Annotated in this window: 26 protein-coding genes, 1 tRNA gene and 1 pseudogene; 17 read left to right on the forward strand and 11 right to left on the reverse strand. The window is 63.2% G+C overall.

Annotated features, from left to right (window positions below):
* Positions 1–19 precede the first annotated feature (19 nt).
* Together NKJ11_RS29385 and NKJ11_RS29390 are read left to right on the forward strand one after the other, a co-directional pair.
* Positions 20–1,336 (forward strand): DUF8189 domain-containing protein, encoded by a 1,317-nt coding sequence (locus NKJ11_RS29385; protein ID WP_352794843.1) that lies wholly within the window; start codon positions 20–22, stop codon positions 1,334–1,336.
* Positions 1,337–1,354: 18 nt separating this feature from the next.
* The gene (locus tag NKJ11_RS29390; RefSeq protein ID WP_352794844.1) at positions 1,355–1,891 is read left to right on the forward strand and encodes a GNAT family N-acetyltransferase; all 537 of its coding nucleotides are present in this window, start codon (positions 1,355–1,357) and stop codon (positions 1,889–1,891) included.
* A 151-nt stretch (positions 1,892–2,042) separates the two neighbouring features.
* Here the strand turns inward: NKJ11_RS29390 and NKJ11_RS29395 are convergent, their stop codons facing one another.
* Positions 2,043–2,459, reverse strand: a complete 417-nt coding sequence (locus NKJ11_RS29395) for a DUF6916 family protein (RefSeq protein WP_352794845.1) — start codon at positions 2,457–2,459, stop codon at positions 2,043–2,045.
* Positions 2,460–2,676: 217 nt separating this feature from the next.
* Between NKJ11_RS29395 and NKJ11_RS29400 the strand changes: the two genes are divergently transcribed.
* Entirely contained in the window at positions 2,677–3,492 is an 816-nt protein-coding gene (locus NKJ11_RS29400) for a SapC family protein (protein ID WP_352794846.1), read from the forward strand.
* On the opposite strand, the gene NKJ11_RS29405 is transcribed toward NKJ11_RS29400, so the two are convergent.
* The 3 genes from NKJ11_RS29405 to NKJ11_RS29415 form a co-directional block, all read right to left on the reverse strand.
* Entirely contained in the window at positions 3,464–3,883 is a 420-nt protein-coding gene (locus tag NKJ11_RS29405) for a PIN-like domain-containing protein (RefSeq protein ID WP_127297740.1), read from the reverse strand. The two genes, NKJ11_RS29400 and NKJ11_RS29405, sit on opposite strands and share 29 nt — an antisense overlap.
* The gene (locus tag NKJ11_RS29410) at positions 3,880–4,572 is read right to left on the reverse strand and encodes a hypothetical protein (protein WP_245490573.1); all 693 of its coding nucleotides are present in this window, start codon (positions 4,570–4,572) and stop codon (positions 3,880–3,882) included. The genes NKJ11_RS29405 and NKJ11_RS29410 overlap by 4 nt, the downstream gene beginning before the upstream one ends.
* A gap of 208 nt (positions 4,573–4,780) precedes the next feature.
* Positions 4,781–4,855, reverse strand: a tRNA-Gly gene (locus tag NKJ11_RS29415).
* Positions 4,856–5,100: 245 nt separating this feature from the next.
* On the opposite strand from NKJ11_RS29415, the gene NKJ11_RS29420 reads away from it, so the two are divergent.
* The 4 genes from NKJ11_RS29420 (at position 5,101) to NKJ11_RS29435 (ending at position 7,909) form a co-directional block, all read left to right on the forward strand.
* Positions 5,101–5,598: a prolyl-tRNA synthetase associated domain-containing protein gene (locus tag NKJ11_RS29420; protein WP_023810886.1), complete on the forward strand. Its 498-nt coding sequence runs from the start codon at positions 5,101–5,103 to the stop codon at positions 5,596–5,598.
* Between the two features lie 84 nt (positions 5,599–5,682).
* Positions 5,683–6,684 (forward strand): thioredoxin, encoded by a 1,002-nt coding sequence (trxA, locus tag NKJ11_RS29425; protein ID WP_352612537.1) that lies wholly within the window; start codon positions 5,683–5,685, stop codon positions 6,682–6,684.
* Positions 6,685–6,787: 103 nt separating this feature from the next.
* Positions 6,788–7,459, forward strand: a complete 672-nt coding sequence (locus NKJ11_RS29430) for an LON peptidase substrate-binding domain-containing protein (RefSeq protein ID WP_023810888.1) — start codon at positions 6,788–6,790, stop codon at positions 7,457–7,459.
* A 207-nt stretch (positions 7,460–7,666) separates the two neighbouring features.
* Complete coding sequence (locus tag NKJ11_RS29435) at positions 7,667–7,909, forward strand: Trm112 family protein (protein WP_127261272.1); 243 nt, start codon at positions 7,667–7,669, stop codon at positions 7,907–7,909.
* A gap of 225 nt (positions 7,910–8,134) precedes the next feature.
* Here NKJ11_RS29435 and NKJ11_RS29440 read toward each other — a convergent pair whose 3' ends face one another.
* Genes NKJ11_RS29440 through NKJ11_RS29450 form a run of 3 tightly spaced genes read right to left on the reverse strand, consistent with a single transcriptional unit; the run spans position 8,135 to position 13,936 of the window.
* Positions 8,135–11,485 (reverse strand): error-prone DNA polymerase, encoded by a 3,351-nt coding sequence (locus NKJ11_RS29440; RefSeq protein WP_352612535.1) that lies wholly within the window; start codon positions 11,483–11,485, stop codon positions 8,135–8,137.
* Positions 11,482–12,957: a DUF6504 family protein gene (locus tag NKJ11_RS29445; protein ID WP_352612534.1), complete on the reverse strand. Its 1,476-nt coding sequence runs from the start codon at positions 12,955–12,957 to the stop codon at positions 11,482–11,484. Before NKJ11_RS29445 ends, NKJ11_RS29440 begins: the two co-directional genes overlap by 4 nt.
* Entirely contained in the window at positions 12,899–13,936 is a 1,038-nt protein-coding gene (locus NKJ11_RS29450) for an ImuA family protein (RefSeq protein ID WP_352612533.1), read from the reverse strand. The genes NKJ11_RS29445 and NKJ11_RS29450 overlap by 59 nt, the downstream gene beginning before the upstream one ends.
* Before the next feature lie 183 nt (positions 13,937–14,119).
* On the opposite strand from NKJ11_RS29450, the gene NKJ11_RS29455 reads away from it, so the two are divergent.
* Complete coding sequence (locus NKJ11_RS29455; RefSeq protein WP_023763026.1) at positions 14,120–14,542, forward strand: metallopeptidase family protein; 423 nt, start codon at positions 14,120–14,122, stop codon at positions 14,540–14,542.
* Between the two features lie 30 nt (positions 14,543–14,572).
* Here NKJ11_RS29455 and NKJ11_RS29460 read toward each other — a convergent pair whose 3' ends face one another.
* The gene (locus NKJ11_RS29460) at positions 14,573–15,259 is read right to left on the reverse strand and encodes a TetR/AcrR family transcriptional regulator (protein WP_352612532.1); all 687 of its coding nucleotides are present in this window, start codon (positions 15,257–15,259) and stop codon (positions 14,573–14,575) included.
* Between the two features lie 175 nt (positions 15,260–15,434).
* Between NKJ11_RS29460 and NKJ11_RS29465 the strand changes: the two genes are divergently transcribed.
* Positions 15,435–16,121, forward strand: a complete 687-nt coding sequence (locus NKJ11_RS29465) for a hypothetical protein (protein WP_352612530.1) — start codon at positions 15,435–15,437, stop codon at positions 16,119–16,121.
* Here the strand turns inward: NKJ11_RS29465 and NKJ11_RS29470 are convergent.
* Together NKJ11_RS29470 and NKJ11_RS29475 are read right to left on the reverse strand one after the other, a co-directional pair.
* Entirely contained in the window at positions 16,108–16,314 is a 207-nt protein-coding gene (locus NKJ11_RS29470; protein ID WP_013528780.1) for a DUF1737 domain-containing protein, read from the reverse strand. The genes NKJ11_RS29465 and NKJ11_RS29470 overlap by 14 nt on opposite strands.
* 51 nt (positions 16,315–16,365) lie before the next feature.
* Positions 16,366–17,256 carry an HpcH/HpaI aldolase/citrate lyase family protein gene (locus NKJ11_RS29475; RefSeq protein WP_352442389.1) on the reverse strand — a complete coding sequence of 297 codons (891 nt, stop codon included), beginning with the start codon at positions 17,254–17,256 and terminating at the stop codon, positions 16,366–16,368.
* A 422-nt stretch (positions 17,257–17,678) separates the two neighbouring features.
* On the opposite strand from NKJ11_RS29475, the gene NKJ11_RS29480 reads away from it, so the two are divergent.
* The 4 genes from NKJ11_RS29480 to NKJ11_RS29495 are packed head-to-tail and all read left to right on the forward strand — an operon-like array spanning position 17,679 to position 22,701.
* Complete coding sequence (locus tag NKJ11_RS29480; protein ID WP_352612528.1) at positions 17,679–19,217, forward strand: DUF4153 domain-containing protein; 1,539 nt, start codon at positions 17,679–17,681, stop codon at positions 19,215–19,217.
* A gap of 3 nt (positions 19,218–19,220) precedes the next feature.
* A complete protein-coding gene (locus tag NKJ11_RS29485) occupies positions 19,221–19,913 on the forward strand; it encodes a response regulator (protein WP_352612527.1) in 693 nt (230 codons plus the stop codon).
* Positions 19,904–21,505 carry an ATP-binding protein gene (locus tag NKJ11_RS29490; protein WP_352794847.1) on the forward strand — a complete coding sequence of 534 codons (1,602 nt, stop codon included), beginning with the start codon at positions 19,904–19,906 and terminating at the stop codon, positions 21,503–21,505. The genes NKJ11_RS29485 and NKJ11_RS29490 overlap by 10 nt, the downstream gene beginning before the upstream one ends.
* 29 nt (positions 21,506–21,534) lie before the next feature.
* Complete coding sequence (locus tag NKJ11_RS29495) at positions 21,535–22,701, forward strand: NAD(P)/FAD-dependent oxidoreductase (protein ID WP_352612523.1); 1,167 nt, start codon at positions 21,535–21,537, stop codon at positions 22,699–22,701.
* Positions 22,702–22,924: 223 nt separating this feature from the next.
* On the opposite strand, the pseudogene NKJ11_RS29500 reads toward NKJ11_RS29495, so the two are convergent.
* Positions 22,925–23,351: pseudogene (locus NKJ11_RS29500) on the reverse strand (GNAT family N-acetyltransferase).
* Between the two features lie 127 nt (positions 23,352–23,478).
* On the opposite strand from NKJ11_RS29500, the gene leuD reads away from it, so the two are divergent.
* The 4 genes from leuD (at position 23,479) to NKJ11_RS29520 (ending at position 26,155) form a co-directional block, all read left to right on the forward strand.
* Complete coding sequence (gene leuD / locus NKJ11_RS29505) at positions 23,479–24,084, forward strand: 3-isopropylmalate dehydratase small subunit (protein ID WP_127329306.1); 606 nt, start codon at positions 23,479–23,481, stop codon at positions 24,082–24,084.
* A gap of 84 nt (positions 24,085–24,168) precedes the next feature.
* The gene (locus NKJ11_RS29510) at positions 24,169–25,098 is read left to right on the forward strand and encodes an Ivy family c-type lysozyme inhibitor (RefSeq protein ID WP_352612521.1); all 930 of its coding nucleotides are present in this window, start codon (positions 24,169–24,171) and stop codon (positions 25,096–25,098) included.
* 311 nt (positions 25,099–25,409) lie between these two features.
* Complete coding sequence (locus tag NKJ11_RS29515; RefSeq protein WP_023810902.1) at positions 25,410–25,793, forward strand: RidA family protein; 384 nt, start codon at positions 25,410–25,412, stop codon at positions 25,791–25,793.
* An 11-nt stretch (positions 25,794–25,804) separates the two neighbouring features.
* Positions 25,805–26,155 carry a VOC family protein gene (locus NKJ11_RS29520; RefSeq protein WP_023810903.1) on the forward strand — a complete coding sequence of 117 codons (351 nt, stop codon included), beginning with the start codon at positions 25,805–25,807 and terminating at the stop codon, positions 26,153–26,155.
* The last annotated feature ends 106 nt before the right edge of the window (positions 26,156–26,261 follow it).

Raw genomic sequence — 26,261 nt, forward strand, 5'->3', positions numbered from 1 at the left:
AAAAGGGCAGGACCGTACGATGGCCAAGAACGCAGAACCGAAGTCGAAGGCCCCCGCAGCGAAAGCCCCGGCGCCGAAAGCGGCTTCCAGGGCCAGTGTCCGCCCGGCGCCGTCCAGCCCTCCATCCATTTACCAGCACAAGCCGGCCGGCACGTCGTTTTTCGAACTGTCGCGGCTGATGGTGGTGGGGATCGATTCCGCCAAGGGGCAGTTGATCCAGAAGGCGCAGCTTTCGCCGAACGGGCCATGGCCTTCGGCCTGGTCGTTCATCGCGCCCGGCGCCTGGGTGATTATGACGGCGGGCCTCACCAAGGACGGCCGTGTCGCCGTGGTCGCGCAGCCATCGGGAACCACCAATCTGTCCTTCATCACCGAAGACGCGAACCAGATCGGCCCGGTCGAGAAATGGACCGCGCCGGTGAGCATCGGCACGCCGCTCGGCGCCACCTCCTATCAGAAGCTTTCGATGGCGCGCGATGCCGACGGCCGCATCGAGGTCTTCGTCACCGACAATCAGGGCCGCATCTGGTGGATCTACCAGAATCCGGACCAGATCGTGCAGGTGCAGAAAACCATCACGCCGCCGGGCACGACGACACCGATCGTCGTCACGGTCGACGTGCTGACGCCGCCGGCCAAACCGTGGAGCGACTGGATCCAGATCCCCGGCGGGCTGGTGACGGTTTCGGCGATACGCCAGGGCGACGGCCGCATCGCGCTGTTCGGCATCAATTCGAACCTGCATCTCTATCGCTGCCAGCAGGCGAAGGCGCAGGCCTTGAAGGCCGCCGACTGGACGGGTTGGGTGCAGATCGACACGACCCAGACAGGGGGCTTCATCGAGATGGCGCCGGTGATCGGCCCGCTGGGCGCCACCAATTTGTTCGCCCTGACCCAGAGCGGCCAGGTGCTGCACACGCGCCAGATGCCCGCCGGATCGGATACGTGGACGCAGTGGGCGACACCCGGCTACTCCAGGGCGCCCAACCTGGCGCTTGCCGCCGGCATCCAGGGCGACGGCGATATCGTGCTGGTCGCCGCCGACCAGCAGCACTTCCTCCAATTCAACGCCCAGTGGGACGCCTACACCCAGAACTGGTCGGGATGGCGCGATTTCGGCGCATCCCTTCGCTCGACGCGCCTGACGCTCAACTACAATGCCGACGGCCGGCTCGCTTTGTTCAGCCTGGCGCTCATGCCGAACGGTACCAACGGGCTGTGGACGATCAACCAGATGGGCATCGACAGCTCCGAATGGGAGTATAACTGGACGTCGCTGACCGACAACAATCTCAAGCAGATCGTCGTCGTGCGCGACCTGACGCCGCCGGTCTGACGGTTGATTTCCGGCAGCGTGGCGGAAGCGAAGCAGGCCCGTCCGGTCTGGCCCCGGTCTGACACGGCCGGGCTCGGCTTTCGCGCTGCGACGGAAGCGGACTTGCCGTTCCTGTCGCGGCTCTATGCTTCGACGCGTCTCGAAGAACTCGCGGTGACGTCGTGGAGCGAGGCGCAGAAGGCCGAATTCCTCGGCATGCAGTTCCAGGCCCAGCATGCGCATTACCGAAAACACTATCCCGAGGCCGACTGGCTGGTGGTGGAACGCGATAGCGAAGACATCGGCCGCCTCTATGTCGAGCGCTGGCCAAGCCAGCACCGCATCATCGACATCGCCTTCCTGCCGCATCATCGCCGCAAAGGCTACGGCACCGCACTGCTCTGTGACCTCATCGACGAGGTATGGTTAGCCGGCAAATCAGCGTCGATCCATGTCGAGAAGCACAATCCGGCGAGACGGCTTTATGTCGCGCTGGGCTTCGCGGTCGTCGAGGACAAGGGCGTCTACGACCTGATGGCCTGTGCGCCGCCGGGGAGCGGGGCGGCTGGTTTGTGACGGCGAGCATCGCAAGCGGCGGCTCTCACCAGCTTCGTCATCCTAGGGTCTCCGCGACGTCGCTTCGCGACTGCTTCGCCCTAGGATGACGAACGAAGAGGAGAGGCTTCAGCTAATTTCGAAGCGATCAGACCCTCCCTGCGTCAAGCCTCTAATTGAACACCGCTTCGTAAAGCTGCCCGGTCGCATCGGCGGCGACCGGCACGATGAAGATCTCGTGGCTGCCGCTTTCCCCCGTGAAAAGATAGGTCGCCTGCGGCAATGCGATTTCGCGCGGGCCTTTGAACAGCAGCGAGAAACCGCCACCCGGGCGCGGGCTGGCGGCGATGGGCTTGACCGCGCTCAGTTCGAGCGGGATCTGCCGGCCCCCGGCTTCGACGGTGAAGGTTTGTCCCTGCTCGAAATCCGACACCGACGCCATTCCGTTTCCCTCAATCTGTCCGCTGGAGCGGTTCAGCGTTCGGATCGCTGATCCGGCTTTTGTTTCTTCGCAATTGCCAAGGGAAAACCGCTCCACACTTTTCCTGGAATTTGCTCCAGCGGAGGCACTGTCGCCGCTTCGCCGCAAGCTGTCCAGAGGCGGGCAGGCCGGCGGTCGCGCTCCCCAAGACAATCGGCCGCCGCAAAACCCCAAAATACAGCACCGCCTGTCCTTTTATGCGCGCAAGAGACGCTGTAGTACTTTGTTCCTGCGCGGGATTCCTTTCGATCCAAGATCAGCGCAAACAAGCATAGATCCCGGCTTCGGGACCATTGGCAGCCTGATGGCGTGCGGGAGACGGATGATGGCGGATGCAAAGACGAACGGGACGGGCGATGCGTTGCCGCTGTTCTATTCGAGGCCCGAGGCGCTCAATCCGGCGCGGCACGGCTCGCTTGGCCTGACCGCGCGCAGCGACTTCGGCTTCGCCCGCTCTGCGCACGCCATTCCGGTGGTCGCGTCGGAAATGCCGGCGGCGATGCGCTCCTACCCGATCGTCTTTATCGGCCCGGCCAAGTCGCCGGTGATCATCACCGGTGTGCGCCAGAACGAGAACCTGTTCGTCGATGCCGACGGCAAATGGACCGCGCCGCACTACATCCCCGCCTATGTCCGCCGCTATCCCTTCATCCTGGCCGAAGACCCGACATCGGCCGGCCGGCTGACGCTGTGCGTCGAACGGGCCAGCGACCGGGTCGTCGACCAGTTGCCGGCGCCGTCCCGCGATGACAAGATCCTGCCGTTCTTCACCGGCAACGAGCCGACCGAAGCGACCAAACAGGCGCTCGCCTTCTGCAACCAGTTCCAGATCGACTTCAGAGCCACCCGCGAGATGGTCGAAAAGATCGATGCACACAGCCTGTTTTCACCGCGCCAGAGCAAGGTGACGCTGGAAGGCGGCGAGGTGCTCAACCTCACCGATTTCCAGGTGATCGACGAGCCGGCCTTCAACAGATTGAGCGACGAGGCGTTTCTCGACCTGCGCAAATCAGGCGCGCTCGGCCTGCTCTATTGCCACCTCGCCTCGACCAACAGCTGGACCTCGCTGGTGCATCAGGCGTCGCTGCGAAGGCGGAGTAAGGCTCTCGAGTCTAAAGAGGCAGAGCGCGCAACTTGCTGATCCGCTGAATCGGTATCTCGTGCATAGAAGGCGCGGCGACCAATTTAGTGACCCCTTCGATCTCGGGCCACTTCCAGACGATGGTTGCCGCCACCTGGTTCATTGGCGTTTTCTGGTAAGCGGGCGCCAGAATAAATCCGTGAAGGCCGGCTGATCGCAAAGCCGCTCTCTCGGCTGGGTTTCTCAGAACGCGGCCATCCCCCGAGATGAAGATCCATGTCTCTGGTGCGCTTTGAAGATGTTTGATCCAGTCAATGTCGGCCGAGTGCCGACCGCCAGGAAGGCCTGGCACGTCCTTGATGTGAAAAGCACGATGCCCGTAATGGCTTATGAAACCGTCCAGAGTCGTAGCAAATAGCGGTGCGGTGCAGTTGTCAAACAGCACGTTCACGCCGCAATTCCATGCCCCATGGATGTCTCAAACTCAATAGATCGGCGGACGGACGCTTCCGGCACCAGATAGGCACGGGCGGCGCCAATAATCCCTTCCTGACGCGCAGCTGCTGCAAGGATCGCCGTCGGCACGCTTGAAGCGGCATCAATTGGCTGACCGAAAGACCGCGATGGGTCTACAACGACATTGAGCCGGCGACCGCCGGGCCACCACAAAAGCGGGTTGCCATCGTCGCCAAAATCGACAGTTTTTAAGATCGGCTCGATGATCCCTTTGAACTCATACTGGCGACGAAATAGGTTCAGGAGCCGTTCTCGCTCTTCGCCATCTTCGCCGGTTTCTATGACGGTTACAAAAATTTCCCGGCCGTCCGTTCGAAAGCGGTTGGTTGAAAGCGGACGGTCTTGACCAATGATATCTCGGGCAAGATGTATGGCCGCGCGAACACGCATCGCCGAAACTCCGGCGCGAATGAAGGCATCCGCGACCCGAACTTCCATAAGGTCTCGAAAGCCAAGAAAAACCCGCTCATCCCCCAAATCAACTTCAGGCGACCAAAGTGACGCGTACTTCTGGTCCTTAATGTTGTGGCCTCGGAGCCACCTAGCAATCTTGGCAGGACGGATATGCAAAAGCCGACCCGCTTCCGCAGGCGTGTAGACACCGACTCCGATCAGACTGTCCAATTCGATGCTCCCTTGCCTTATAGATTCAGCGTCTTGGGCGGCTGTCAATATGCGCGCTCAATAGTGACTGATCTGGCAAGCACAATCTACGATTTGCATGATTTTCGCTTTCCGCATGCGGGTAGCTATGCGGTAGCTTGCAACTGTAGACAAAGAAGAAGCCGCACTAGACGGCCTTCTTATCTGCTTGATTTCCTCTAGAGGAAACTGGAGCGGGTGAAGCGATTCGAACGCTCGACCCCAACCTTGGCAAGGTTGTGCTCTACCCCTGAGCTACACCCGCTCGCACGGCGTCTTGGCCGCAAGCCGGGCCTATATGGCTGAAGAGCGCGGCGATTGCAACAGGGAAATCACAGGCTTTTTGTGACACGCCGCGCGGGGCCGGCAAGCCGCCGGCGGGCGCGTGAGTGGCGGGCGGCGGGGCGCCAGCGCGAAGGGCGGTGCCGCTCACCATGATGTCGCATGACGGTCTTGTGTCGGCTGCCCCATTGGCCGTAAACGGCTGGCTTGAGAAACGGAACGAAACCGATGCCGAAGACCGAAGCCGATTTGATGGCCTTTCTCGCTGAACTCGGGATTGCCGCCTCGACGAAGCGCCATCCGCCGCTCTACACGGTCGCGGATTCGCAGGCGTTGCGCGGCGAAATCGCCGGCGGGCACACGAAGAACCTGTTCCTGAAGGACAAGAAGGATAATTTCTTCCTGGTCACCGTCGGCGAGGACGCGGTCGTCGACCTGAAGCAGATCCACCAGGTGATCGGCGCCGCCAGCCGGGTCTCCTTCGGCAAGCCGGAGATGCTGATGGAGCTGCTCGGCGTCACACCGGGCGCCGTGACGGTCTTTGGCGTCATCAACGACACGGCAAACAGGGTCAAGCTCGTGCTCGACAAGGATTTGATGGAGCATGCGGTGATCAATGGGCATCCGCTGACCAATGAGGCGACGACATCGATCGCGGCGCGGGACCTGATCAGATTCGTCGAGGCAACCGGGCACGATGCTGCTATCTTGAAAGTCTCCGTGTGATCGCCACATGGATGGCTTGAGTCAGATGGTCTGAAGCATAGGGCGCCTGGCCGCCGGCCGGCGGCGCCACGGAAGGGTAAAGAGATGAGCGACAACAATCCGTTCGGCGGCTCCTTTGGCGGTAATGGCGGCCAGTACACCACCTCGGTGCAGTATGGTGGAGCGGCGCCGGCGCCGGCGAAAGTCGCGCTTGGCGATGCGCCCGCCGCTCCCGCCGATGTGATCAAGGACACGACGACGGCTGCCTTTGCCGCCGATGTCATCCAGGAATCGCGCCGCCAGCCGGTGCTGGTCGATTTCTGGGCGCCCTGGTGCGGGCCTTGCAAGCAGCTGACGCCGCAGTTGGAGAAGGCGGTCAAGGCCGCCGGCGGCAGGGTCAAGCTGGTCAAGATGAACATCGACGACCATCCCTCGATCGCCGGCCAGCTCGGCATCCAGTCTATCCCGGCGGTCATCGCCTTCAAGGACGGCCAGCCGGTCGATGGCTTCATGGGCGCCATCCCGGAGAGCCAGATCAACGAATTCATCACCAAGGTCGGCGGCAAGGGCAATGGCGCGCCGCCGGTGGCGGAAGCCCTGGCCGCGGCGACCGAAGCGCGCGAGGCCGGCGACATGCAGACCGCGGCCGACATTTATGACGCCATCCTGGCGCAGGCGCCGGAGACGATCGAGGCGATCGCCGGACTGGGCGAACTGTTGTTCGACACCGGCGACACGGAAGGCGCCGAGGCGCTTTTGGCAACAGCCCCGGAGGCCAAGAAGGATGCGCCGCCGCTGGCAGCCCTGCGCGCCAGGATGGCGGTTGCGGCGCAAGCGGCGGCTCTCGGCAATCCAGCCGAGTTCGAGCGCCGGCTGGCGGAAAATCCTGGGGATCACCAGGCGCGCTTCGATCTGGCCATGATCCAGAACGCCAACGGCGACCGCACTGCGGCCGCAGACAATCTGCTGGCCATCATCAAGGCCGACCGAAGCTGGAACGAGGATGGCGCCAGGACGCAATTGCTGCAGCTGTTCGAGGCATGGGGCATGACCGACGAGGCAACGCTTGCCGCGCGCCGCAAATTGTCGGCATTGCTGTTTTCCTGAGCCGTTTGCCGGTTGTTTTGCCGCACGGGCTTGGCGTCGGCCATGACTGCGCCAGATTAGAACTGCCATGACGCGCTTCTGGTGAAGCGATCGGAGGAATATGGTGCAAGCGGGAAACGCGCATTACCGGCTCGCCAAGGATTTGCCGTCGACGATCCCGATCTTTCCGCTCGAGGGTGCGCTTTTGCTGCCGGGAGGGCGCATGCCGCTCAACATCTTCGAGCCGCGCTATCTGCAGATGGTGGACGAGGCGATTGCCGGCTCGCGGCTCATCGGCGTCATCCAGCCCAGTCTCGACGGCGCCTTGCGCGGCGATGGCGAGCCGGAACTCTGCAATGTCGGTTGCGCCGGGCGCATCATCGCCTTTTCCGAGAGTGGCGACGGCCGCTACCTGATTTCGCTGCAGGGCGTGTGCCGGTTCCGCATCGCCCACGAATTGACCGTCAAGACGCCGTTTCGCCAGTGCAAGCCCGCGCCTTTCCTTGCCGATCTCGACGAGGATCAGGCGGACAACGAGATCGACCGGCCATCGCTGCTCAAGGCGTTTCGCGCCTATCTGCAGGCCAACGATTTGGAGGCCGACTGGGAAAGCGTCAGCCGCGCCGAAAATGCCATGCTGGTCAATGCGCTGTCGATGATGGCGCCCTACGGGCCGGCCGAGAAACAGGCGCTGCTCGAAGCAGCCGACCTGAAGACCCGGGCGGAGACGCTGATCGCCATCACCGAAATGGCGCTGGCGCGCGAGAATGAGGACTTTGGCTCGAGTTTGCAGTAATTTGCAGTAAGATGTGTCGATATTCAGGTGAGACCGGCCTGCAAGTGGCGGCTTCCTGCGCTTCCCCGTTCTACCGCGTTGCGGTAGAACTGAGCTCACGTACGAAAAGTACGCTCCGCTCCGGTTCTCAGTATCAGCCATTTTCGACTCGGCCTGACCTGAATCTCGGCACATCTTAGGCCCGCAACTGGCTGGGAAGAGAATCTTATGGCGGCGGACGGACGTGACGAGAGGAAGGTCGACCCCAAGCTGCTGGAGCTGCTGGCCTGCCCGCTGACCAAGGGGCCGCTGGCCTGGGATCCAGAGCGCGGCGAACTGATTTCCAGGGTCGCCAAGATTGCCTATCCGGTGCGTGACGGCATCCCGATCATGCTGCCCTCCGAGGCGCGGACGCTTTCGGTGGAGGACGTGCTCGCCCCGCCGCCGCCACGCTTGGGTGGGCCGGGCTGAGTTCTTGCACCACAGGCTGGCGAGGTGGGCGGGACAGCACCCCCCTCTGGCCTACCGGCCATCTCCCCCGCAAGGGGGGAGATTGGATGTAGTCTCGGCTTTCGCTAATCTCCACGGTTGCTGGAATGTGCGAAAGCGCCAAAGCTGCCAATCTCCCTCCTTGCGGGGGAGATGTCCGGCAGGACAGAGGGGGGTGCTGTCCCGCTGCCATCGAAGTTTTTGACACTACTGAAAATTCCGCCCCTTGGGCATGACCCTTTCCGCTTCTTCCGACAGCGTTGCGAGATCCTGCCGGATCGGTGCGCTTTGTTCGGCGGGGCTGGAGTGATCCGAACGCTCCTTGGCGAGGTCTCCCGGAGGAGCCGCTGGTGCGGCTTCGCTGACCTTCTCCAGAAGCACGGTCAGCCAGGGCGTCAGATCCTCGATCCTCTCGGCGACGATGTGGACCACGCCCGATTCCGACTGCAATTTTCCGGTGACCTTGACGAAACGGGCACCCATGACGATGGGTCGGTAACGGTCGAAGGTTCTTTGCCAGAAGATGACGTTGGCCACCGCCTTGTCGTCTTCCAGCGTCAGGAAGATCGCGTTGCCCTTGCCGGGACGCTGCCGCACCAGCACGAGGCCGGCGACGGAGACGCGCCTGCCATCGCGCACGGAAGGCAGGTTCGCATTGGGGATGACGCCGGCGCGGTCGAGCCGCTCGCGCAGGAAGGCGACCGGATGCGCCTTCAGCGACAGGCCGAGCGCGCGGTAATCATGGATGACATGCTCGCCGAGCGGCATTTTCGGCAGCTTCGTCTCGGGCTCCAGCTCGCGCAGGCGAAGCGCCGGCTGGTCGAACAGCGGCAGCCTTTCGGCGGCGCTCTTGCCGTCGAGCGCGCGCACCGCCCACAACGCTTCGCGACGATCAAGGCCGAGCGAGCGGAAGGCATCGGCCTGCGCCAGTTTTTCGATCTCGCCGACATCAAGGCCGGAGCGCAGCCAGACATCCCGGACGGATCCGTAGCCTGAGCCGCGCCGTTCGACGAAGGCCGCCATGCGCTCCTTCGACAGGCCCTTGATCTGGCGGAAGCCGAGCCGGACGGCATGCTTCGTCTCGATGACGCCGCGCATTTCGGCATGGCGCGGGAGGATACGGGCCGGATCGAACGGCGCCTTTTCCAGCGTACAATCCCACACCGAAAAATTGACGTCGACGTCGCGAATGTCGACGCCATGGTCGCTTGCGTCGCGCACCAACTGGGCCGGCTGGTAAAACCCCATCGGCTGTGAATTCAGGATCGCGGCGCAGAACACGTCGGGATAGAAGGTCTTGAACCAGCAGGAGGCATAGACGAGCAGGGCGAAGGAAGCGGCATGGCTTTCGGGAAAGCCATATTCGCCAAAGCCCTCGATCTGCTTGAAGCAGCGCTCGGCGAAGTCTCGTTGATAGCCTTTCTTGACCATCCCTTCGACCATCAGCGTTTCATAGTTTTTGATCATGCCACTGCGCTTAAAGGTGGCCATAGCGCGTCTTAGCTTATCCGCCTCACCAGGCGAGAAGCCCCCGGCATCGATCGCGATCTTCATTGCCTGCTCTTGAAACAACGGCACACCGAGAGTTCGCTCCAGAATGGCTTGAAGTTCCTTGCTCGGATACTCGACCTTCTCCTTTCCCTGCCGTCGACGAAGGTAGGGGTGCACCATATCGCCCTGGATAGGACCGGGTCGCACGATCGCCACTTCGATGACCAGATCATAGAATGTGCGGGGCCTGAGACGCGGCAGCATCGACATCTGGGCACGCGATTCAATCTGAAAGACGCCCAATGTGTCGGCACGGCAGATCATGTCGTAAACGCGGCTATCCTTTTGCGGAATTGTCGCAAGGGTCAGCCGCCGGTCATACTTGTCCCTTACTCCGTAGTGGGTTTCCAGCAGATCGAAAGCACGCCTCAGGCAAGACAGCATGCCAAGCGCCAGCACATCGACTTTGAGGATGCCGACATTATCCAGGTCATCCTTATCCCATTCGACCATCTTGCGTTCGTCCATCGCCGTCTTGACGATGGGCACGATCTCATCGAGCCGGTCTTTGGTGATGACGAAGCCGCCGACATGTTGCGACAGATGACGGGGAAAGCCCATGATATCGTTGGAGCGTTCGATCACCAGTTTTGCCAGCGGGTCGGTGCGGTTGATGCCGCCAGCGTGAGCCTCCTTCTCGCCAAGTTCGGAGGTCGACCAACCCCAGATCGTGCTCGCCAAAGCGCTTCTGACATCTTCCGACAGGCCCATTGCCTTAGCCACTTCGCGTAGCGCCGAACGGCCGCGATAGCTGATGACGGCTGCGGCCAAGGCTGTGCGTTTGGCGCTGTATTTATTGTAGATATAGGCGATGACCTCATCACGCCTCTCATGTTCGAAGTCGACATCGATGTCTGGAGGTTCGTCGCGCTCCGTCGAAACAAAGCGCTCGAAAAGAACGTCCAGAAGGCCAGGATCTACCTCCGTAATCTCCAGACAATAGCAGATGACGGAGTTTGCGGCGGAGCCGCGACCCTGACACAGAATGCCGACCTCTTCCGAACGCGCGAACCGAACGATGTCGCGAACGGTGAGAAAATAACGGGCGTATTTCTTCTGACCGACAATTTCGAGTTCGTGCCGGATGAGTCCTTCCACTTTGTCAGGGATGCCCTCGGGGTAACGTTTCCTGGCGCCCTCCCAAGTCAATCTCTCCAGTTCCGTCTGAGGGTCGACGCCTGCCTCAGTCGTCTCCTCTGGATAGTTGTGCTTCAGCTCCTCAAGGGAAAAACCCAGGCTTTCCGCAAACCGCAAGGTCTCGGCCAATGCTTGCGGATGCCTGCGGAACAGGCGCGCCATCTCCATCGGTGGCTTCAGATGGCGCTCAGCATTGGCGGTGAGTTGCAGCCCGACCTCGGCGACGGGGGTGTTGAGGCGGATCGCGGTCAGCACGTCCTGCAGCGGGCGCCGTTCGGCGGTGTGATAGAGAACGTCGTTGGTCGCCATCAGCGGAATACCGACGCTCTCGGCAAGAGCCGCGGCCTGCTCGATGCGGAAACGGTCATTGCCGGCGTAGTCGGGCGAAACGGCCAGACGGAGATTTCTGCCGAAACGATCCTTGAGCAGCCGAAGCAAGGCGAGACCGTCCTGCGCCCCCGCCGACAGATCGGGCAGGACTGCCAGCGACATCAGATCCCCCCATTCGAGCAGGTCGCTGCGCTGGAGAAGGGTGGCGCCCTTTTCGTTCTCGTCGCGCAGATTGGCCTGGGTGAGCATGCGGCACAGATGCCCCCAGCCCTTGCGGTCCTGGGGATAGGCGAGGATGTCCGGCGTGCCGTCGCCAAAAACCAGCCGGCAGCCGGGATGATAGGAGAGTTTTTCGACCTTGGCCTGCTGCCAGGCGCGCACCACGCCGGCCACCGTGTTGCGGTCGGCAAGTCCGATCGCCGAGAAGCCCAGGAGCTTGGCCGCGACCACCAGCTCCTCCGGCTTGGAGGCGCCGCGCAGGAAGGAGAAATTCGACTGGATGCCGAACTCGGCAAAGGGAATGACGGTCAGCGCGTTCATGCGAAGACACCATGCATGAACCAGCGCGGCGGGACCTGCGTGTTGCCGTAAAGACCTTGCCGGTAAAGCCAATAGCGGCGACCATCGGCGTCCTCGATACGGAAATAGTCGCGGGTTGACGTGATCGGATCGCTCGCTGCCTCGCGCCACCATTCGGCGGCGATGCGTTCTGGCCCTTCGGCGCGCGTGACCCGGTAGAGCGCGCGCCGCCAGCGGAAGTGCAGCGGTGGTCCTTCCGGCATTTCAGTGGCCGGCACATCGATGGGTTCGGGCGAGCGGAACAGCCGGATTGGCCGTTCCGGCGGAAAAATGGTTTGTGGCGCCTGCAGCCTGCCGGGCTTTTTCGGCGGCGTGGTCCGGCGCGGCGCTTCGGTGAAGGGGATCGTGGCGACGGCGCGCTCCGGCAGATGGCTTTCGACCGCGACCGGCCGGAGAACCGCGCCCTCGCCGAGCCGGGCGCGGATGCGGTCGGCGAACAGCGCGATATCGGCACCGTCGTCGGTCGTTTCGCCAGTCAGATCGGCCTGCTGCATGTCGAAGGTGGCTGCCGCCAACACCGAGAGCCGCACCAGATCGAAACCATAGCCGGCATCGATATCCTGTTCGAGCGCGGCCAGCCTTTCATGGAACAGTTTCTGGATCAGCATGGGTTCGCGCATCGGCCGCGAGGTGCCGATGGCGATGCGGCTGACGGCGCCGTCGACGCGAAAGAGCAGCAGCGCCAGTGTCCTGGCACCCTCGCCGCAGCGTTCGAGATCGGTTTTCAAGGTCGCCGCCAGCATGCCCACCAGCCGTTCGATGTCCTCGGTCAGGGTGACGGGTTCGGCGAGGTGGCGTTCGACCGAAAGCGGCGCAACGGGAAGGCGCGGCGAGACGGCCTCGTCGAGGCGGCCAAGCGCCTGATCGAGGCGCAGGAGCAGCAAGGCGCCAAAGCGGCGGGCGAGCGGCGCGCGCGGTGCCGCCATGACGGCACCCGCCGTGCGCAGGCCGACGCTTTCCAGGCTGGTGCGGGTCGAGGGTTCTATGCGCAATGCGGCCAGCGGCAGGGGCGCCAGCAGCGCTTCCTCCTCGCCTGGCACAACGATGCGGTCGCCGCAAAAGCGTGCCGCCGCCCAGGCCGCACCCGGCGTCGCGGCAAGTCCGGCGCGGACATCGAAACCCTGGTGGAAGAAACGCGACAGGATGTCGTCCAGCATGGCACGTTCGCCGCCGAACAGATGGGTGCAGCCGGTGACGTCGAGAAACAGGCCGTCCGCGCCATCCAGCGCCACCAGCGGGGTGTAGCGGTCGCACCAGTCGGCAAGGCCTTCGAGCAGGCGGCGGTCGGCTTCCGGATCGGCCTCGACGATGTCGATCGACGGATGCATGGCGCGCGCATCGGCGATGCCCATGTCGCGCTTCAGGTGCAGGGCCTCAGCCCGCTCGTCGAGGGCCGAGATGCGCTGTGCGTTGCGGTCGCGATGGCTGATCACGAGCGGCGGGTGAGATGGGTGATCCGACGGCCGGGAACGCCAGGACCGCCCCAGACGCTGGCGCAGGACCCTTTCCGCCGCCAGATAGGGAAACCACAGGGACAGGATTCTTTGGCCGGTTTCTTTCCCCACCTGCTCCTTCGTGGCCCGCTCTTTCGTCGAATGCGCATTCATCGGGATTCCACTCCAGTGTGAATTGTCCAGGCAGGGCCGTGCGGCTCTTGCCGATGGTGAGGGTGAAGGCCGGGCGGCCGATCGAGCCGGCCAGCGGCCCGGCGATGGTGTCGCGCGGCACCGCCGGTGCCGACGTGACGATGAGGCGGACGGGTGCCGCCGTCGGTTCGGGCTCGGCCGCCTGCCGCAGCAGGAACACCGGGCGGCCGGCCGCTTGCGCCCTTGCATGCAGCCGGCGTGTCGCGGTCAGGTCAAGCCGCTGCGGATTGCCGCGAATTTCGAGGATGACAGCGGCGAGCGCCGTCATCCGGGCCGCCTCCTCCGCGACCCACAGCGCATCGACAAGTCTCGGTGCCTCGGAAAACAGCAATTGCTCCGGCTCAATGCCGAACGAGGCGTGAAGCCCCCTGGCATAGGGAAAGCCGGCCTCGCGAAAGATCTCCGATGTGCCGATCCACAGCACCGGCAGCCCCGGCGTTTGCTTGAGGATCAGGCTTGTGAGCGACAAAGCGAAGCCGGCGACGGCCCCGGCATCGCGGGTTTGCGTGCCATGGATTTCGCTCAGGGCGGCCTTCGGCAGGCCGCCGCTCAGGGCGGCGTCGAGGCGCTCGACGCCAATAGGCAGGAACGCGTCCGGCAACGCCTCGGCAATGCCACGCCGGACGATTGTGAGATCGGTGTTGACGTCGGCATCAAAGGGCGCGGCGGCCGGCGCAGCCAAGCGCTCGGGCAGCGTTCCCTCGATTTTCGCGATCTGGCGGCGCAGGGCAAAAACAGTCTCCCGCGCCACGGCGGTCATCGCCATGACGGTCAGCTTCCACTCACATTGTTCCTGTTATGTTCCCTATAGATTCCAGAGCGCATCCCAAGAGTCAAGCAGACACATGGGGAATTTATTCCTCTCCGCGCGGATGACGCAGGCGCATCGGCCCGTGTCATTTGCCGATTACGGTGCGAAAGCCTATATGCCGGGATCAAAGGACAAAGCATGGCACGCATCTACAAGACCCGCACCTGGCACGACGAACTCTCGCCCTCGATGGACGAAATGGAGTTCCTGGCGCTGGAGGCGTACGCCCATCTGCCGGAGGATTTTCGCAAGCTGACCGGCGAGATCGTCATCCAGATCGCCGAATTCCCGACCGACGAGATCATGGACGATCTGTCGCTAGAAACGCCGTTCGACCTGCTCGGCCTGTTTGAGGGACGCGGCATCGCCGAGCGCTGGAATCCGCAGACCGGCGAAGGCCCGAACCGGATCACGCTCTACCGCCGCGCCATCCTCGACTACTGGTCCGAGAACGAAGAGACGCTGGGCGACATCGTCACCCACGTGCTGATCCACGAGATCGGCCACCATTTCGGCCTGTCGGACGATGATATGGAGAAGATCGAAGAGGCGGCGGAATAGCTGGTTCTGCGTCGCGTGAAATGTCCATTCCTATCCAGTCGGTCCAGAACCCAGCGGCGGCAAGGGTTTCTGGGATCTCGCTTCAGATAGGTTGGTCATTCGGCTGATGAAAAGATGCAGCGCCTTGCGCACGGCGAGCGATGGCGGCTCGGACGGATGCCACTCCGGAAAATGACCATCAACCACCATTCGTGCCAACCCATAGACAAAGGCACGAGCGGCAAGAACCAGATGATCGAAATCCGCGTTCGCAGCCAGTTGACCCTGGTGTTGCGCTTGGGTCAGCAGGTCGATCATCTTCCGGCGAATGGCCTCATTCTGACCGCGAAGACTGTCCGACGCGTCGAAATCAATCAGGGTTCGGGAACTGATGATCTGGAAATGCGTGGGATTGGCGATCGCCCATTCCAGATAGCCTTGTCCGATTGCTTCGAAGGCCACGATGGGATCCGCGCTGTCGACTGCTGAAAGTGCATTGGCAACGGCCTCTGTCAGCCGGTTCATGGCCTGTTCGGCGACCGCGGTCAGCAGCGCTGTTTTCGACTGAAAATGCCGGAAGGGGGCGCCGGGGGAAACGCCGGCCCGCTTTGCGGCTTCGCGCACGCTTACATTGTCGGGGCCGCCTTCCTCGACAAGTTGAATTGCAGCATCGATCAACGTGTCCCGCAAATGGCCATGGTGGTAGCCGGTGCGGTGAGGCGTCTTGGCGTTTGCCATCTCTTCTCCTTCGTTTTCGTTCCGGAGGCCTGCTTCACGCATCTGTAGCACGATCCGCGATTTATGTAATCACTGTTTACAATGCAGGCAAGAGCATGTAAGCAGTGATTACAGATGGGATCGGAACAGGCCTGCGGTCTTCGCGGCTCCCGTTTTCCCGGATGAGGAAACGAAGATGCTTGCCAGAACCGCCGAACCCCGCCGTCCGCAATCGCTCATTTCGCTGAGGAGTTCAGCCGAAGAACCTCAGCGCAAAGAGAATTCCACGACCATCCAGTCGAGCGCGGCTGTGCCCAGCGCTACGCTTTATCGGCTTGCCTCCGCGGCCGGCGTCGGAAGCGCGCTTATTCTCCTGGTCAACGCGGCCAAACGCAGCTCGCTCATCGCGACCACCGATCTGACGCAACTTCTCGCACCGGTCGCCGAGATATTGGCGCTTGGTCTTGTCGTCGGCCTGTTTCTTGCGTTTGGCCGGCGCGCGGGCCTGTTCGGCACCATCGCGTTTGTCATCAACTTCGTTGCACTGGCAAGTTTGGTCGGTGTGGAAGTGGTGATCAATCTGGTATTTTCGAAACTTCCGCTGACAACCATCATCGAGCTGCGCGCCGGCCCTCTCGGACTGGCTTTGGTCGTCAGTTCGTTCCTTTTTCTGCTTGGGACACTTGCGTTTGTAATCTCTCTTGTCGTTGCAAGAGGCGTTCCGCGCATTCCACTCGCCCTCTATTTCATTGGCGCAGTGCCTATCGCGCTCCGTGCGTTCGTGCCGGAGTGGGCTCTTGACCTGGGCCTGGTGACGCTTGCGGCAGCCATCGCCTGGCTGGCCGGCTGGCTGTGGATGCGAGCGGAGCCTACCAGTCGCTGAGCTTCGTATCGGGTCCGTATTCCTGGCCGTCTATATCCTTGACCACGGCCTGGCCGCAACGCATCGCTTTGGCCTTCTTGTCGTAGGCATAGGTCGGCGAGCCGAACAGGTGCCAGCCCTTGTTCAGCGCCGCCGTCACCTTGTGGCAGAAGCTGGCATCGTCCGGAGCGGACAGAAAGCGGTAGAGTTTCATTGTTCAATTCCTGTCGTGAGTAGCTATAGCTCGCCCGCATCCATCGAGCATTTATGACCCGATGGCGGCTGCCTTCGCCAGCAGTTTTTCGGCCTGCGCCAAGTGCAGCCGCTCGACCATCCTGCCGTTCAGCGCGATCACGCCCTTGCCGGCATTTTCCGGCAGCGCGAAGGCTTCCTTCACCGAGCGCGCCTCGGCCACCGCTTCCATGGACGGCGCAAAGGCTCGGTTCGCGGCTTCGATCTGGGCCGGGTGGATAAGGCTCTTGCCGTCGAACCCCATGGCTGCGGCTTCCGCGCATTCATGTGTGAAAGCGTCGAGGTCACGAAAATCGTTGGAGACGCCGTCGAGCATGTCGATGCCGCCGGCGCGCGCGGCCAGCACCATCTGCATCAGCCATGGCACGAGGTAGCGTCGATCAGGCGTTGCCAGAATGCCGGTCTCCTTGACCAGATCATTCGTTCCGGCAACGAAACAATTTAGCCGCGAGGCCGGATCACGGCCAAGCTCGGCGATGGCGCCGATGTTGAGCAGCGCCTTGGGCGTCTCGATCATCGCCCATAGTTTCACGCTATCGGGGACAAAATTGTCGTCAAGCACATCGCCGGCCTCGAGCAGGTCGCGCGGCGTGTCGACCTTGGGCAGAAGGATGCCGTCGGGCTCACAGCTTGCGGCAGCCAGCAGGTCGTCGGCGCCCCATTCGCTTGATATCGCATTGATGCGCACGATCATCTCGCAGCGTCTGCCAATATGGCTGGCAACGGGATGGCCGGCGAAAATGCTGGCCAGTTTTTCGCGGGCAGTGATCTTGTCGGCCGGAGCGACGGCGTCTTCCAGGTCGATGATGATTGCGTCGCAGGCAAGCTGCGCGATCTTGGCCAAGGCCTTGTCATTGGAGGCCGGGATGTAGAGCACGGAGCGGCGCGGGCGATAGGTTTCCATGGGTGATCTATGCCGCCTGCGGTTGTTGGAGGCAAGCGCGCAGGGCTGTGCGCCCACCCTCCCCCTTGTGGGGAGGGTCGCTGCGAAGCAGCGGGGTGGGGGTGCGGCGCCGGACCCCCACCCGGACCTGCGGTCCGACCTCCCACAAGGGGGAGGTAGACGCTCGGCGTCCCGACCCTGCACGAAAACTGCACATGCCTGCGGAAAACCTCCTCGCATCCGCCCCACCCTTTCCCCGTCGGCCTGACAAACAGGCGGCATGCAAAAGCGAGCAAAACCCTATTGGTTCCTGCCTCACCGGCTGCGCAGCGAAGGCTGGTGGCTGGCCGATCGCCGCGCGCGAACGCCACGGCGATCCTCATTCCCTTTGTCCGCAGAACCCCGCCGGCAATCCGGCCGGACGCCATCAGGAAGGCCAGGTCATGATATCCTTCTTCACCGCCGCGCCGAGCTATTGCAGCCGCTTCGGTGTCGCCATCCTGCTGGCAGCACTTGCGGATTCTCTCTTTTATGGCCAACCCGCCGGCATCACGGTTTTCCTGTTTGCCACCCTGATTGCCGCCGCGGTGGTCGCCGTGCATCCCGCGGCCTTCAGCGACGGCAGGGTCTGGCTCAAGCCCGCCGCCTTGCTTGTCGCGCTGCTGCCGCTGGCTGAAAACGTCAGCACCCTGTCAGTTTCGATCGCGCTGGCGGCGCTGACCGTCTTTGCGCTTTCGCTGAGCGGGCGGCTGCGGCACAGCATCGCCCGCATTGCCGGCCAGATCGCGCTGTTCGGGCTGGCGGCGCCGTTCCGCTTCGCCAATGATTTCATCCGCTGGCGCAAGACGGCGCGCCGGTTCGGCCGACGGCGCATCCGGCTGGCGGCGATCGCTGTCTGGGTGATGCCGCTGACGCTGGGCGCCGTCTTCCTGGCGCTGTTCGGCGCCGCCAACCCGGTCATCGACTACTGGCTGTCGCTGATCGATCTTCTGAAGCTGCTCGATCTTATCCAGCTGGCGCGGATTGCCTTCTGGCTGTTCGTGCTCGCCGGCGTCTGGGCATTTCTGCGGCCGCGCCTGCCGCGCCTAGTTCGTCGCATCCCGCACGCGGCGCCGGCCGTCAGCGCTCAAGCCGACAAAACCGTCACCACCATCGAAGACATCCTGTTCGGCAAGGCCGCCATCCTGCGCGCCCTGATCGTCTTCAACGTCCTGTTTGCGCTGCAGACGGCGCTCGACGCCACCTATCTGTGGGGCGGGGCGGCCCTTCCCGACGGGCTGAGCTACGCGGCCTACGCGCATCGTGGCGCCTATCCCTTGATGGTCACTGCGCTGCTTGCCGCCGGCTTCGTGCTGGCAGCGCTGCGGCCAGGCAGCGAGACATCGGCCGATCCGCTCATCCGCCGGCTGGTCTATGCCTGGGTGGCGCAGAACATCATGCTGGTCATTTCGTCGATCCTGCGGCTCGACCTCTATGTCGGCATCTATGCATTGACCTACTGGCGCGTCGCCGCCTTCGTCTGGATGGGGCTGGTCGCATCGGGGCTTGCCCTGATCATCGCCCGCATCGCACTGGGAAAATCCAACGAATGGCTGCTGTCCGCCAATCTTCTGACGTTATCTCTGGCGCTTTATGCCGGCTGTTTCATCAATTTTGCAGCGACGATCGCCAACTACAATGTCGACCATTCCCTCGAAATGACCGGCCAGGGCATTCCCCTAGACGCCTGGTATCTTCACTCGCTCGGTCCGGGCGCGTTTCCCGCACTCGATCGGTTCCTCGAGCAGCAGGGCAAGACGGCGGCCGCCGGCACTGTCCGCGAACTGGCTGGCGTGCGCGGCAGCGATGAAATCTGGTATCGAACTATCCAGCAGAACTGGCGGGCCTGGAGCTTTCGCGACTGGCGGCTGCTTCGATATCTCGACACCAAGGGGCCGTTCGTGATTCCCTCCGCAATCGAACTTTCCATGCCGGGCCGCTGATCCATGCCGCATCACATCCTCGTCGCCGACGATGACCCGCACATCCGCGAGGTGATCTGCTTTGCGCTGGAAAAGGCCGGCATGAAAACGACAGGGGTGGCCGACGGTGCCGCCGCCCTGCAAGCGATCGGCCGCCGGGCGCCGGATCTTGTCGTGCTCGACATCGGCATGCCGGAGATGGACGGGCTGGAGGTCTGCCGGCGACTGCGGCACACATCCGATGTGCCGGTGCTGTTCCTGTCCGCGCGCGACGAGGAGATCGACCGCATCCTCGGGCTCGAAATGGGCGGCGACGACTATGTGACGAAACCATTCAGCCCGCGCGAACTGGTCGCCCGCGTCAACGTCATCCTGCGGCGCGCCCGCCCGGCGGCGCCCGAACCGACCGACGACAGGCAATTTTCGCATGGCAAACTGGCTCTGGCGCCGGCCAGTCACGCCGCCAGCTTCGACGGCAAGGCGCTTGCCCTGACGGGGATCGAATTCTCGATTTTGAAAGGGTTTCTGACGCGGCCCGCGCATGTGCTCGACCGCGACGCGGTGATGGCCAGCGCCTATGCCGCAAACATCCATGTCGCCGGCCGAACCGTCGACAGCCATATCCGCAACATCCGCGCCAAGCTGGCAGCAGTGGGTTGCCTGGATGTTATCGAGACGGTGCATGGCGTCGGCTTCCGGCTCGGCCGATGCGGCTGACGACTTCCGGCAAATGGGTCGGCCGCAAATGGCGGCCACGGCTTGCCACGGTCGTCGTCGCCATCCTGATCATGGTGATGGCCCTGCCATTGGTCGGCTTGTTCTTCTTCCGCCTCTACGAGAACCAGCTGATCCGTCAGACCGAAGCGGAGCTGATCGCGCAAGGGGCGGCCATCGCCGCTATCTATGCGCAGGATGTGCGCGATGCCGGCATCCCGCCGGAAAAACTCGGCGCGCCGATGCCGGGGCCAAGCGGGGATTCAAGCCGAAGCGTCAATCCTGACCCGCTGTACAGGCCGATCGAGCCGCAGCTCGATCTTGCCTCGGATTATGTGCTGCCGACCCGGCCGGCGGCGATGCCTGCGATCGTCGATCCCACCTTTGCCGCGATCGGTACCCGTCTGTCCGGTATTCTCGACGCCACGCAGAAAACCACGCTGGCCGGCTTCCGGCTGCTCGATCCCCGGGGCGTCGTCATCGCCGGTCGTGGCGAGGTCGGCCAGTCGCTCGGTGCGGCCGAGGAGGTGCGCACAGCGCTTGCCGGTCACTATGCCAGCGCGCTCAGGCTGCGCATTCCCGACCAGCCGACGCCACCGCTCTATTCGGTCAGCCGCGGCACCAATGTGCGTGTCTTCGTCGCCCTGCCGGTCGCCGTCGATGGCAAGGTCGCCGGCGTCGTCTATGTGTCGCGGACGCCCAACAACATCATCAAGCATCTCTATGGCGAACGCGGCAAGGTGACGTTGGCGGCGATTGCTATAATCGGCGGCACGCTGCTCATCGGCATGGTTTTCCTGCGTACCGTCAGCCGGCCGATCTATGCGCTGATCGACCGAACCGAGCGCATAGCCGCCGGCGACCGCGCGGCGATCCGGCCGCTCGACCATCACGGCACGCGAGAGATGGCGGAGCTGTCCGCAGCCTTCCTCGACATGGCCGAGAAGCTTCAGGCGCGGTCGGACAGCATCCAGACTTTCGCCACCCATGTCTCGCACGAGCTCAAATCGCCGCTGACAGCGATCCAGGGCGCGGCCGAACTGCTGCGCGATTCCGGTGGCGCTATGGACGATACGGAGCGGCGGCGCTTTTCCGACAATATCGTCACCGACGCCGGGCGGCTCAATCTGCTGGTTCGCCGTCTGCTCGACCTAGCGCGTGCCGAAAACCTGGCGCCGAGCGGCGAAAGCACATCGATCGGTGCGGCGCTGGCGCTGCTGCCCGTCGACAACAGGCTGGCGGTTTGCGTCGGAGCCGGCGGCGACATCAGATTGCGCATATCGGCCGAGAACGCGGCTATCGTGCTGGCCAATCTCATCGACAATTCGGCCAGGCACGGCGCGACGGCGGTTTCTGTCTCCGCTACGAGCGCCGACGGCAAGGCGAGCATCCTGGTCAGCGACGACGGCGCCGGCATTTCGCCGAGCAATCGGGCGCGCATTTTCGAGCCGTTCTTCACCACGCGGCGCGAACAGGGCGGCACCGGCATGGGGCTCGGCATCGTGCTGGCCCTCCTGAAAGCGCATGATGGTATGATCGCGCTGGTTGACAGCGAACGCGGCACGCGCTTCGAGATCATTGTGCCGGTGGCGTGACGGACACCATCGGCCGGATCGGAGAAAAAATGCGCTACGATATCGTCATCATCGGTGGAGCCATCGTCGGCTCCTCGGTCGCCTATTACCTGCGTGAGCAAGGGTTTTCCGGCACGATCGCGCTGGTCGAGCGTGATCCGCAATTCGCGCATGCGGCAACGACGCTGTCCATGGCTTCGATCCGCCAGCAATTCTCGATCCCGGAAAACATCCGCCTGTCGCAGTTCACGCTAAAACTGTTCCGGCGGCTGAAGGAAGAGTTCGGGGATGATGCCGATATCGGCTTTCGCGAGGGCGGCTACCTCATCCTTGCCGGCGAGGACGGCTTGCCGATCCTCAAGAGCAATCACGAGGCGCAGATCGCGGAGGGCGCCGACATCGTGCTCGAGGATGCCGACCAGCTTACGCGCCGGTTCCCGTGGCTGTCGACCGAGGGCATTTCAGCCGGCGCCTATGGCCGCACCGGCGAAGGCTGGTTCGACGCGCATGCGATGCTGACGCTGTTCCGAAAGGCGCTGCGGCAGAAGAAAGTCGATTTCATCGCCGCCGATGTCACCAGCATCGCGCGCGATGGCAACCGCGTCACGGGAGTGAGCCTCGGCAATGGCGAGACGCTGAAGGCCGGCATCGTCGTCAACGCCGCCGGCCCGAACGCCGGCAAGGTGGCTGCCATGGCCGGGCTTGAACTCCCGGTCGAGCCGCGCAAGCGCAATGTCTTCGTCTTCGAGGCGCGCGAGAAATATGCCGACATGCCGCTGCTGGTCGATCCCTCCGGCATCTATGTTCGTCCGGAAGGCTCGGTCTACCTCACCGGCGGCGCCGAACCGGAGGAAGGCGACCGCGCACCCGATCCCGGTGACTTCGAGGTAAGCTGGCCGCTGTTCGAAGAGGTAATCTGGCCGGTGCTGGCGACCCGCATTCCCGCCTTCGAGGCAATCAAGCCGACCCGCGCCTGGGCCGGCCACTACGACTACAACACGCTCGACCAGAACGCGGTGATCGGTCCGCATCCCGAAGTCGGCAATTTCATCTTCGCCAACGGATTCTCCGGCCACGGCCTGCAGCAGGCGCCGGCGGTCGGCAAGGCGCTGGCCGAACTGATCGTGCATGGTGGCTACCGCACGGTGGACTGCTCGGCGTTTGGGTATGAGCGGGTGGCGGAGGGAAGGGCGTTCCGGGAATTGAATGTGATTTGAGCGATCAGCGCAGACCGCCGTTCTATCGAGTTCCCCCCTCTGGCCTGCCGGCCATCTCCCCCGCAAGAAGGGAGATCGGCAGCTTCAGCGCCTTGCTCTTTCCTGCGACGCAGGAATTGGCGAAAGCGGTTGAGCGCTCAATCTCCCCCCTTGCGGGGGAGATGTCCGGCAGGACAGAGGGGGGTGCTGTCCCGCTAGCCGTTGCAAGTCAGGTGACCGCACGTCAGCCCTTGCGGTCGAACCAGAAGGCGTCGGCCATGCGCTTCATGCCGATACGTTCGTAGAAGCCGACGGCGTCGGGCATGGAGATCAGGCTGATGGCGACCGATGGTCCAAGCTGCCGCCGCGCCTCGTCCATCAGGCCCTTGCCTATGCCGAGCCCCTGCGCCGATCGGGAAACGGCGAGTTCGGAGATGTAGCAGACCCCAGGAGAAGTCGGTGATCGCCCTGATAACGCCGATCAGCGGCTTGCCCTCGACGTCGAGGCGCGCGGTCAGTACCAGGTTGGCGCCCGACAGCATCGCCCGCAGCCGTGCTTCATCATCGACCGGCCGTGTCTCGCCGAGGCCGGATTCGACCAGCACGCGACGGAATTCGGCGATGTCGAGCGCGGCTTCGCTGTTATAGAGGACGTGTGCGTTTTCTGCCATGTCCGCCAGACTGCACCATCGGGCTGGCTTGTGCCACCGTGCACGAACAGTTGCCTTTTATTTGCCGCCGGCTTTGTGTAAACCGTGCCTCAGCAATCCCCCCGCAACGAAAACACGGGCAAAAGCCATGGAAAAGTTCACCAAGCTCACCGGCGTCGCCGCTCCGATGCCGATCGTCAATGTCGACACCGACATGATCATCCCGAAGGATTACCTCAAGACGATCAAGCGCACCGGGCTCGGCACCGGCCTGTTCGCCGAAATGCGCTACAAGGATGACGGCTCGGAAAACCCGGATTTCGTGCTCAACAAGCCGGCCTACCGCAAGGCGCAGATCCTGGTTGCCGGCGACAATTTCGGCTGCGGTTCCAGCCGCGAGCACGCACCGTGGGCGCTGCTCGACTTCGGCATTCGCTGCGTCATCTCGACCTCGTTCGCCGACATTTTCTACAACAACTGCTTCAAGAATGGCATCCTGCCGATCACCGTCAGCCCCGAGGATCTCGAGAAGCTGATGGACGACGCCTCGCGCGGCTCCAATGCCACCGTGTCGGTCGACCTCGAATCCAAGGAAATCCGTGGTCCCGACGGCGGTGTCGTCACCTTCGACCTTGACGATTTCAAGCGGCACTGCCTGCTCAACGGGCTCGACGACATCGGCCTGACCATGGAGAAGGCCGGCGCCATCGCCTCGTTCGAGAAGCGCAACGCCGAACAGCGCCCCTGGGCCTGAGCGGTACACACTCCAGGCGGAGGCCCGGCCGCTTTTCAGGCCTTCGTTGCGCCGGGTTCGTTGCGACTGAGTGGAGGGACAGTCATGACACGTTTGCTTCTTGCCGGCGTTTGCGGGCTGGCCTTGTTGCTGGGGCAAACCGTGAGCGCGTTTGCGCAGACACAGGCACCCGCCAACCAGCCGGCCCCGGCGACGGACCAGCCGTCCGCCGATCAGGGGACGAACGCCGCCGACGCTGCCGATGACGACAAGCAGGCGCCCGTCCCTTTCGAAGGCGGCACGCTGACCATCACCCAGAAGGAACAGTATGGCGAGAAGGTGCTTGCCTATGACGGCCAGCAGCTGGCCACCAACTATGACGTCTTCTTTGACAGGATCGTGGAAGTCGGCGGCGTCAAGGTGGCGCTGTTCGATGTCGGCGACGGCGGCAACCAATGCGGGCCGGCGACGGTGATCGTCTGGAAACCGGAAGGTGGCACGATCCAGAGCACAATGGTCGAGCAGGACCAGTGCGGCGCCCCGCCCTCGGCGGTGTCCGACAATGCCATCTATTTCGTGCCGTATCTGTTGCCGGGGGATGAGAAACCGGCTTTGCAATGGTCGCCGACCGATGGGCTGACGATTTCGGGCAATCTGACCTACATGCCGGAACCCGGCACGGACTGGAAAGACATCGATCCGGAAAAGTACCAGAACATCATCGACGCTTTCCACAATGAGGCTGTCTACAAGGAAGCCGAAAAGCTGCTGGGCAAGGACATGCCCGATATGGCGACCAGCCTGCTGGTCGGCGGCGGCACGGAAAAGACCGCTTCGGGCGCCTTCTACGCCAGCGGCTGCGTGCCGCATGATTGCGGCGGCAATGACGGCTTCATGGCGGTCGACCCGGCCAAGCAAAGGCTCTATTTTGCGCGCCGCGGCGACAATGGCAAGCCGCAGGCGTGGCCTGATGTGGCGACATGGCCGGCCGATGTGAAGGCGGCGTTGGACAAGGCGCTGGGGTCTGCGAACTAGGCATTTCGGCGGTGAACCAAAAGCTGTTTCGCCGCGATCCTTCACACCCCCCTCTGCCCTGCCGGGCATCTCCCCCGCAAGGGGGAGATCGGCAGCTTGGCCGCTCTGCCTATCTCTGCACCGTTTGTAACTGGCGAAAGCATTCGAGACATCCGATCTCCCTCCTTGCGGGGGAGATGGCCGGCAGGCCAGAGGGGGGTGCTGTCCCGCCGACATAAAAATGCCTTTGCAGCGCCAGTCGCTCTGCGTTGACCCATGGTCAGATCTGCCCTTTCCCTGCAAAATGGCCCACCACAACTCACGAGAACCCCATGCGACAACTGATCTCCACCGGTTCGCCCTTCGAAAAGACCGCCGGCTATTCGCGCGCGGTGGTGCAGGGCGATTGGTGTTTCGTGTCGGGAACGACCGGCTACGATTATGCGACGATGACGATGCCCGATACGGTCGAGGCACAGACGCGCAATTGCCTGGCGACGATCGGCAAGGCGCTTCGTGACGGCGGCTTCGAGATGACCGATGTGGTGCGGGCGCATTACTACATCACCGACCAGGCCTTCGTGGACATCGTCTTCCCGATCCTCGGCGAGACGTTCGGCGACATCAGGCCGGCGGCGACGATGATCGTCTGCCAGCTCAACAGACCGGAAATGAAGATCGAGATCGAAGTGACGGCGCTGCGGCGCACGGCATGAAAGGCAGGCCGATGAAAGTCCGGCGTATCGTTGCCAACATCGAGACATCTAATATCGCGGCGGCGAAGCGCTTCTATCAGGACGTGCTCGGCCTCGACGTGCTGATGGACCTTGGCTGGATCGCGACCTACGGTTCCGATCAAGAGATGCAGGTGCAGGTCAGCTTCATGGCGCAAGGCGGCTCCGGTACGCCGGTGCCGGATCTGTCGATCGAGGTCGACGATGTCGATGCGGCGCTCGACGCCATGAAGGCCGCCGGCTTCGCCATCGAATACGGACCGGCCGACGAGCCCTGGAGCGTGCGGCGCTTCTATGTGCGCGATCCGTTCGGCCGGCTGGTCAACATTCTCTCGCACAGGTGATGGTTTAGCTCGGGTTCCTCGCCCCCACGTGAGTGGGGGAGAGCGACTATCTGGGGTGTCAAGTTGCAATTACGAACTCGTTGCGCGCATCGCGTGCTTTTGCATT

The organism is Mesorhizobium sp. M0243 (genome assembly GCF_040321775.1).
Classification (GTDB): Bacteria; Pseudomonadota; Alphaproteobacteria; order Rhizobiales; family Rhizobiaceae; genus Mesorhizobium.